Annotated in this window: 12 protein-coding genes; 3 read left to right on the top strand and 9 right to left on the bottom strand. The window is 68.9% G+C overall.

All coding sequences use genetic code 11. The features are described 5' to 3' along the window. From ABNT58_RS04590 to paaG, 6 genes are all read right to left on the bottom strand, one after another. Positions 1-326, bottom strand: a 326-nt coding sequence (locus ABNT58_RS04590; protein ID WP_348752326.1) for an FAD-binding oxidoreductase, incomplete at its 3' end; no start/stop codon positions are given. A 124-nt stretch (positions 327-450) separates the two neighbouring features. Next, positions 451-948 (bottom strand): 1,2-phenylacetyl-CoA epoxidase subunit PaaD, encoded by a 498-nt coding sequence (paaD, locus tag ABNT58_RS04585; RefSeq protein WP_348752325.1) that lies wholly within the window; start codon positions 946-948, stop codon positions 451-453. Then, positions 945-1,718 carry a 1,2-phenylacetyl-CoA epoxidase subunit PaaC gene (gene paaC / locus ABNT58_RS04580; RefSeq protein ID WP_348752324.1) on the bottom strand — a complete coding sequence of 258 codons (774 nt, stop codon included), beginning with the start codon at positions 1,716-1,718 and terminating at the stop codon, positions 945-947. The genes paaD and paaC overlap by 4 nt, the downstream gene beginning before the upstream one ends. Positions 1,719-1,840: 122 nt before the next feature. Further along, positions 1,841-2,140 carry a 1,2-phenylacetyl-CoA epoxidase subunit PaaB gene (gene paaB / locus ABNT58_RS04575; RefSeq protein ID WP_250196974.1) on the bottom strand — a complete coding sequence of 100 codons (300 nt, stop codon included), beginning with the start codon at positions 2,138-2,140 and terminating at the stop codon, positions 1,841-1,843. After that, positions 2,137-3,144, bottom strand: a complete 1,008-nt coding sequence (gene paaA / locus ABNT58_RS04570) for a 1,2-phenylacetyl-CoA epoxidase subunit PaaA (RefSeq protein ID WP_348752323.1) — start codon at positions 3,142-3,144, stop codon at positions 2,137-2,139. The genes paaB and paaA overlap by 4 nt, the downstream gene beginning before the upstream one ends. 39 nt (positions 3,145-3,183) lie before the next feature. Then, positions 3,184-3,999, bottom strand: a complete 816-nt coding sequence (gene paaG / locus ABNT58_RS04565; RefSeq protein ID WP_348752322.1) for a 2-(1,2-epoxy-1,2-dihydrophenyl)acetyl-CoA isomerase PaaG — start codon at positions 3,997-3,999, stop codon at positions 3,184-3,186. A 173-nt stretch (positions 4,000-4,172) separates the two neighbouring features. On the opposite strand from paaG, the gene ABNT58_RS04560 reads away from it, so the two are divergent. The 3 genes from ABNT58_RS04560 to ABNT58_RS04550 all read left to right on the top strand — a co-directional run bounded on the left by ABNT58_RS04560 (position 4,173) and on the right by ABNT58_RS04550 (position 6,224). After that, a complete protein-coding gene (locus ABNT58_RS04560) occupies positions 4,173-5,288 on the top strand; it encodes a 3-deoxy-7-phosphoheptulonate synthase (RefSeq protein ID WP_348752321.1) in 1,116 nt (371 codons plus the stop codon). Between the two features lie 21 nt (positions 5,289-5,309). Further along, complete coding sequence (locus ABNT58_RS04555; RefSeq protein WP_348752320.1) at positions 5,310-5,801, top strand: NAD(P)H-dependent oxidoreductase; 492 nt, start codon at positions 5,310-5,312, stop codon at positions 5,799-5,801. Positions 5,802-6,014: 213 nt separating this feature from the next. Next, complete coding sequence (locus ABNT58_RS04550) at positions 6,015-6,224, top strand: hypothetical protein (RefSeq protein ID WP_348752319.1); 210 nt, start codon at positions 6,015-6,017, stop codon at positions 6,222-6,224. A 3-nt stretch (positions 6,225-6,227) separates the two neighbouring features. Here the strand turns inward: ABNT58_RS04550 and ABNT58_RS04545 are convergent, their stop codons facing one another. The 3 genes from ABNT58_RS04545 to ABNT58_RS04535 all read right to left on the bottom strand — a co-directional run. Then, a complete protein-coding gene (locus tag ABNT58_RS04545) occupies positions 6,228-6,548 on the bottom strand; it encodes a type II toxin-antitoxin system PemK/MazF family toxin (protein ID WP_348752328.1) in 321 nt (106 codons plus the stop codon). Beyond that, a complete protein-coding gene (locus ABNT58_RS04540) occupies positions 6,542-6,796 on the bottom strand; it encodes an AbrB/MazE/SpoVT family DNA-binding domain-containing protein (RefSeq protein ID WP_348752327.1) in 255 nt (84 codons plus the stop codon). The genes ABNT58_RS04545 and ABNT58_RS04540 overlap by 7 nt, the downstream gene beginning before the upstream one ends. Positions 6,797-6,859: 63 nt before the next feature. Continuing rightward, positions 6,860-7,519: c-type cytochrome (locus ABNT58_RS04535; RefSeq protein ID WP_348752318.1), on the bottom strand; the 660-nt coding region annotated here is incomplete at its 5' end.

Here is a 7,519-nt window from a genome sequence, read left to right as displayed (position 1 = left end):
TGCAGCGGCACGAAGAAGCGGCCCTGCGGCGCCATCACCTGCACCGTGTCGCCGGGGCGAAGATGCTCGTTGATCCAGTTGGAGAACACACCGCCGCGCACCTTGCGCACGCCCACGCGCAGCTCGCCATCGTCCACCCCGGCGCAGATGGAATAGGACCGCCGCAGGTCCTGCCCTTCGATCTGCGTGCGCAGCGTCAGGTACTGGCCCTGGGTGAAGCCGAACACCTCGCGCAACTCGGTCGGCACGTCGAAGGACACGATCACCGCTTCCGGCGTGTCGGGCGTGATGCTGCGCACGCGCAAGGGATGAAATGCAAAGCTCATGAAACGATCTCCATCTCTCGTAGGGCGCTGCCGGACCCAGCAGCCGCCGTGGATCCGGCTCCGCCGGTCCACCAGCGGCGCCCCCTTGAGGGGGTGCGCCGAAGGCGCTCCGGGGGTGGGCCTTCTAGATCGGTTTGAACAGCTCGAAGGGCTCTTGGCAGGCCAGGCAGCGGTACAGCGCCTTGCAGGCGGTGGAGCCGAAGGCCGAGAGCTGTTCGGTGTGCAGGCTGGCGCAGCGCGGGCAGGCGATGCGCTCGCGCCGCACGATGCGAATGGGCGCGCCGCCTTCGGGCACGGCCACCGGGCCCGGCGGTGCGATGCCGTATTCACGCAGCTTGCGCCGGCCTTCTTCGCTGATCCAGTCGGTGGTCCAGGCGGGCGCGCGGCGCATGCTCACACGGGCCGGGCCCAGGCCGGCGGCGCCGATGGCGTCCAGCACGCTGCGCTCGATCACCTCGGTGGCCGGGCAGCCGGAGTAGGTGGGCGTGAGCACCACCTCCAGGCCGTCGTCGTGTTCCAGCACGTCGCGCACGATGCCGAGGTCGCGCACCGAGATGGCGGGCACCTCGGGGTCGGGCACGCTGCTCAGCACGCGCCAGGCGGCCTCGGCGCGTGGGCTCACCACACGCCCCCGGGGTAGCTGCGCTGCAGGTGCTGCATCTCGGCCAGCATGTAGCCCATGTGCTCGGTGTGCACGCCGCGCTTGCCGGTGGAGCGGAAGGCGCTGTCCTTGGGCAGGGCCAGGCCGGCTTCTTCCAGCACGGGCTTGACCTCGGCCAGCCAGTCGGCCTGCAGCAAGCTGGGCTGGGGGCCCAGGCCGCTGGCGTAGGCGTCATCGTCCACGGCGTCGGTCTCGAACATCTCGGGCAGGTACAGCCAGGCCTGGGCCAGCGCGGCTTCGGTGCGGCGGCGCGATTCTTCGGTGCCGTCGCCCAGCCGCACCACCCAGTCGGCCGCGTGCTGCTGGTGGTAGCGCGCTTCCTTCAGCGCCTTGCCGGCGATGGCGGCCAGCTCGGCATCGCTGGACTCGGCCAGGCGCTGCCACATCAGCTTGAGCCAGGTGCTCAGCATCAGGTTGCGCACCACGGTGAAGGCGAAGTCGCCGCGCGGCAGCTCGGCCAGCGTGAGGTTGAAGTAATCGCGCTCGTCGCGCAGAAAGGCCAGGCGGTCTTCATCGAAGCCCTGCCCGCTCAGCTGGCCGGCATGGGTGAGCAGCGCGCGCGACTGGCCGATCAGGTCCAGTGCCATGTTGGCCAGCGCGATGTCTTCTTCCAGCACCGGCGCATGGCCACACCACTCGCCCAGCCGCTGGCCCAGGATCAGGCAGGTATCGCCCAGGCGCAGCACGTACTGCACCGCGGGGGACCGCTCCAAGTGAATCGAGCTTTGCATCAAAGAACCTCAGCCAAACCTGTCTAGACAACCCGTTTCAAGCACACATCGCGGAACCGGCTCCGCCGGGCCGCTGGTGTGGCCCCCTTGAGGGGGAGCGGCGAAGCCGCTACGGGGGTGGGCTACATATGATCCACGGACTTCGGCAGCTCGTAGAAGGTCGGGTGGCGGTACACCTTGTCCTCGGCCGGGTCGAAGTACATGTCCTTGTCGCGCGGGTCGCTGGCCACGATCTGGTCGCTGCGCACCACCCACACGCTGCTGCCCTCCTGCCGGCGCGTGTACACGTCGCGAGCCATCTGGATGGCCATCTGCGCATCGGGCGCATGCAGGCTGCCGCAGTGCTTGTGGTCCAGGCCCGCCTTGCTGCGGACGAATACTTCCCAAAGTGGCCATTCAGCCTGGCTGCTTTGCTGGCTCATGCGGCCTCCTTCATCGCTTGCTTGTTGGCATGGGCCAGGGCGGCTTCGCGCACCCAGGCGCCGTCTTCCCAGGCCTTGACGCGGGCGCCCAGGCGCTCGCGGTTGCAGGGGCCGTCGCCGCCCACCACGCGCCAGAACTCGTCCCAGTCGATGCTGCCGAAGTCCCAGTGGCCGCGCGCTTCGTTCCACTTCAGGTCGGGGTCGGGCAGCGTCACGCCCAGCACCTTGGCCTGCTCCACCGTGGCGTCGACGAACTTCTGGCGCAGCTCGTCGTTGCTCACGCGCTTGATTCCCCACCGCATCGATTGCGCACTGTTGGGCGACTGGTCGTCGGGCGGGCCGAACATCATCAGGCAGGGCCACCACCAACGGTTGACGGCGTCCTGCACCATGGCCTTCTGCGCTTCGGTGCCCTGCTGCATCATGGTCAGCAGCGCTTCATAGCCCTGGCGCTGGTGGAAGCTTTCTTCGCGGCAGATGCGGATCATGGCCCGCGCATAAGGCGCATAGCTGCAGCGGCAGATGGGCACCTGGTTCATGATGGCCGCGCCATCGACCAGCCAGCCGATGGTGCCCATGTCGGCCCAGGTCAGCGTGGGGTAGTTGAAGATGGAGCTGTACTTGGCCTTGCCGGTGTGCAGCGCATGCAGCAGCTGGTCGCGGCTGGTGCCCAGCGTCTCGGCCGCGGCATAGAGGTACAGGCCGTGGCCGCCTTCGTCCTGCACCTTGGCCAGCAGGATGGCCTTGCGCTTGAGCGTGGGCGCGCGGCTGATCCAATTGCCCTCGGGCAGCATGCCGACGATCTCCGAGTGCGCATGCTGGCTGATCTGCCGCACCAGCGTCTTGCGGTAGTGGTCGGGCATCCAGTCCTTGGCTTCGATGAAGTCGCCGGCGTCGATGCGGGCGTCGAAGCGCTCCTGCAGCGCCAGTTCATCGGCCGAGCGCAAGGTCTTGGGCGCTTCAGCGCCGTCCTTGCCCATCGTGTCCATCGCTTGCGTGTACATGCTGGCTTCCTTTGGCTCGTCGGGTTTCAGCGATCGGGTTCAGCGGTCTGAGAAGCGCGGTGCGCGCCTGGCCTGGAAGGCGGCCACGCCCTCCAGGTAATCATGCGCCCGGCCGAGGCTGCGCTGCAGGTGCGCTTCTTCGTCCAGGGCCATCGACAAATCCATGGTGCCGGCGGCGTCCATCGCCTGCCGGGTGGCGGCCAGGGCGCGCGCCGGCATGGCGGCCAGGCGCGCGGCCAGGGCCTGCACCGTGGCGGGCAGTTCGGCATCGTCCACGCACTGCCAGATCAGGCCCATCTGCTGCGCCTGCTCGGCCGGCAGCTTGTCGCCCAGCATCGCCAGGCCCAGTGCACGGGCCCGGCCCACCAGCCGCGGCAGCAGCCAGGTGCCGCCGGTGTCGGGCACCAGGCCGATCTTGGCAAAGGCCTGGATGAAGCTGGCCGAGCGTGCGGCCACCACCAGGTCGCAGCACAGCGCCAGGTTGGCGCCCGCGCCAGCGGCCACGCCGTTGACGGCGGCCACCACCGGCACCGGCATCGTGCGCAGTCGCAGCACCAGCGGGCGGTAGTGGCGCTCGATCAACGCGCCCAGGTCCTTGGGTTCTGCGCCGGGCGTCAGGTCGGGTGCGGCGGCGGGATCGCCCAAGTCCTGGCCGGCGCAAAAAGCACGGCCGGCGCCGGTGATCACCACGCAGCGCACCTGCGCATCGGCCGCCGCGGCTTCCAGCGCGGACATCAACTCGACGTGCATGTCGCCGGTGAAGCTGTTGAGCTGCGCCGGGCGGTTGAGCGTGAGGGTGAGCACGCCTTCGCCGAACGACGACATCACGAGCGCGGACGGGGTGGGCGAAGTCATGCGGGCTTGTCTCCTGGTCCGGATCTTGGAATGCCGACTCGAATTAGTCGACCGACCGGTCGGTCAATGATACACAGGGCCAGCCGGCGAATCAACTGCAGGCAGGGACTGCGGCATCGGTGTCAACCCTCAGCCTCCGGTGCCCTCACCCGCCCCGGATGCGAAAATTCGGCATGACCACGCCCCTCGACGCCCTTCAGAACGACCGCGAGACTTCGACGCAGGACACCACCCGCATCGACGACGTCCGCATCTCCGCCGTCCGCCCGCTGATCTCGCCCGCGCTGCTGCTGGACGAGCTGCCCGTCACGCCCGAGCTGCAGCTGCTGGTGGAACGCAGCCGGCGCCAGATCGCCAACGTGCTGCACGGCCGCGACGACCGGCTGGTGGTGGTGGTGGGCCCCTGCTCCATCCACGACCACGACCAGGCCATGGCTTATGCGCAGCGGCTCAAGGCCGTGCAGGCCGAGCTGGAAGACGCGCTGGTGCTGGTGATGCGCGTGTACTTCGAAAAGCCCCGCACCACCGTCGGCTGGAAGGGCTACATCAACGACCCGCGGCTGGACGGCAGCTTCCGCATCAACGAAGGCCTGCGCCGTGCGCGCGAGCTGTTGCTGCACATCGGCGCGATGGGCCTGCCCACGGCCACCGAGTTCCTCGACCTGCTGAGCCCGCAGTACGTGGCCGACCTGATCGCCTGGGGCGCCATCGGCGCGCGCACCACCGAGAGCCAGAGCCACCGGCAGCTGGCCTCCGGCTCCAGCTGCCCGATCGGCTTCAAGAACGGCACTGACGGCGGCGTGCAGGTGGCGGTGGATGCGATGGTGGCCGCGGCGGCGCCGCATGCCTTCATGGGCATGACCAAGATGGGCCAGACCGCGATCTTCGAGACGCGCGGCAACCCCGACACCCATGTGATCCTGCGCGGCGGCAACAGCGGCCCCAACTACGCGGCCGAGCACATCGACGCCGCCTGCGCGGTGCTGCGCAAGGCCGGCCTTCGCGAGCAGCTGATGGTGGACTGCTCACATGCCAATTCGCGCAAGCAGCACGCCCGGCAGATCGAAGTGGCCGAGGACGTGGCCCGCCGCGTCGCCGATGGCGAGCGGCGCATCACCGGCCTGATGATCGAAAGCCACCTGGAAGAAGGCCGCCAGGACATCCGCCCCGGCGTGCCGCTGCAGCACGGCGTGTCGGTGACCGATGCCTGCATCAGCTGGGCGCAGACGGCGCCGGTGCTGCGCGCTCTGGCCGACGCCGTGCACGTGCGTCGCACGCGGCCGGCCTGAACGCGCTCACGCCTCAGCCGCTTGAAGACGCTGCTGATCGTCCATCACTCGATCACCGGCGGCACCCGCCAGATGGCCGGCGCCGCGGTCGCCGGCGCCCGCACCGAGCCGGCGGTGCAGGTGCGCTGGCTGCACGCCCGACAGGCCGGGCCCGACGACGTGCTGGCGGCCGACGCCTACCTGTTTGCCACGCCCGAGAACCTGGCGGCCATCAGCGGCCTGATGAAGGACTTCTTCGACCGCTGCTACTACCCCGCGCTGGGCCGCATCGAGGGCCGGCCGTATGCGGCCATGGTGTGCGCCGGCAGCGACGGCAGCAACGCCGCCCGCCAGATCGAGCGCATCGCCACCGGCTGGCGCCTGAAGCCCGCGGCGGCGCCGCTGATCGTGTGCACCCAGGCGCAAACGCCGGAAGCCATCCTGGCGCCCAAGGTGCTGGCGCCCGACGACCTGACCCGCTGCCGCGAGCTGGGGCAGGCGTTGGCGGTGGGCTTGGGGATGGGGGTGTTCTGACGCATCGCTGCGGTTTGCGACACTTTATCTGTCGCATAAACCCGTTTGCGCCACTTCAACTGTCGCATTGATGCCGCGCCTGACCCCGCCCCAAGAGCTGAGCGAGTTGGTCGAGCTGATCAGCGCTGCCCCCGGCGGTTTGGTGATGGCGGAGATCGAACAACGGCTGGGTGATCGCTCGGGCTGCGCCACCGGCAGGCCCTGGCTGCGGTGGTGGCAGCCATCGTGCGGCAAGGCGAAGCAGCGACGGCCGCCAACATCCGCGCCCGGGTGCCGGCCAGCGTCCCACTGCCGGAGCAGGACCACTTCATCGAGATGGTCGTGGCAGAGTTTGCCGCGCTGCATGCCGGCAACGCCGTGCGCTTCGGCCTTCGGCCGCTGGAGTTGTCGGCTTGGCGCAACCAACGCGTTGAGCCCCGCTGAGAGCTACTCCTCGAACAGGGTCCGCAGCGTCAACAGCACGTTGCCCAGCGTCTTCGCGGAGATCGCGCCCGCCTTCGAGGCGAGGCGCACCTTGTCCACTGCACGTACCTGGTCCAGCAGGATCAGGCCCTGCTTGCCGGCATGCGTGACCGACACGCGGAAAGGTGCCTTGAACCCCTTCGAGGTCATGGGCGCCACCAGCACCGTCCGCAGATGGTCGTGCAACTCAGGCGGCGACACCACGACGCACGGGCGCGACTTCTTGATTTCGCTGCCGACGGTCGGGTCCAGACTCACGATCCAGATGTCGCCCCGCTTCACCAGTCGTTCCCCGCGTCCTCGTCATTGCCGAACTCGCCCATGACCAGTTCGTCACCGCCTGCGGCGGCGATCTTCTTCGCGGCCTCGGCCCAGCCGGCTCGGCTGGGCTTGGTGACCTTGCGCAGACAGATGACGCCGTTCTCGACCGTCAACTCGGCATCGGTGGCGTCTTGCAGCCCGGCCTGCGCCAGGATGGGCTTGGGCAACACGACGCCCTTGCTGTTGCCGATGAAGCGAAGGGTGACGTTGATGGCGCTCATGGTATTAACAATGTTATTACTTCAGTCGCCATCACGTCAAGTTGGACCGACCCCCTACTTCCCCGCCGGCCTCACCGCATCGGCCGTGCCCTGGATGAAGGCCTTGATCTTGTCCACGTCCTCGCTGGTGATCTTGCCGGTGAAGTCGGGCATGCCGCGGCCGGTGGCCGGACCCTTGAACACGAAGTTCTGCAGGTTCTGGATGTAGGCCGCGTCCAGGTAGCCCAGGTTGGGGATGTTGCCGCCGCGGTCCACGCCCGGCACGCCGTGGCAGAACACGCAGTTGTTGACGTACAGCAGCGTGCCGGCCGCCACGTCCTTGGGGTCGTAGGGCACGCCCTTGACGAGCGACTGCGCCGGCTGCGCCACCATGGCCGGTGCCGGCGCCTTGCCATCGAGCACGAAGGTGTACACCGTACCCGGACCGGGGCGGTTGTTGGTGGCGCGCTGCGCCAGCCCGTACACCCCGCCCCAACCCACCGCGATGGACACGTACTGCTTGCCGTCCACCTCGTAGGTGGCCGGGGCCGCGACGATGCCGGTGCCCACGTTGGCCTGCCACAGCTCCTGCCCGTTGCGGGCGTCGTAGGCGATGAAGCGGCCGTCGGCCGTGCCCTGGAACACCAGGTTGCCCGCCGTGGTCAGCGTGCCGCCGTTCCACGGCGAGACATGCTCCTTGCGCCACACCTCCTTCTGCTGCACCGGGTCCCAGGC

The organism is uncultured Aquincola sp. (genome assembly GCF_964001545.1).
Lineage (GTDB): Bacteria > Pseudomonadota > Gammaproteobacteria > Burkholderiales > Burkholderiaceae_C > Aquincola.
This window is presented reverse-complemented; position numbering and strand designations above follow the sequence as displayed.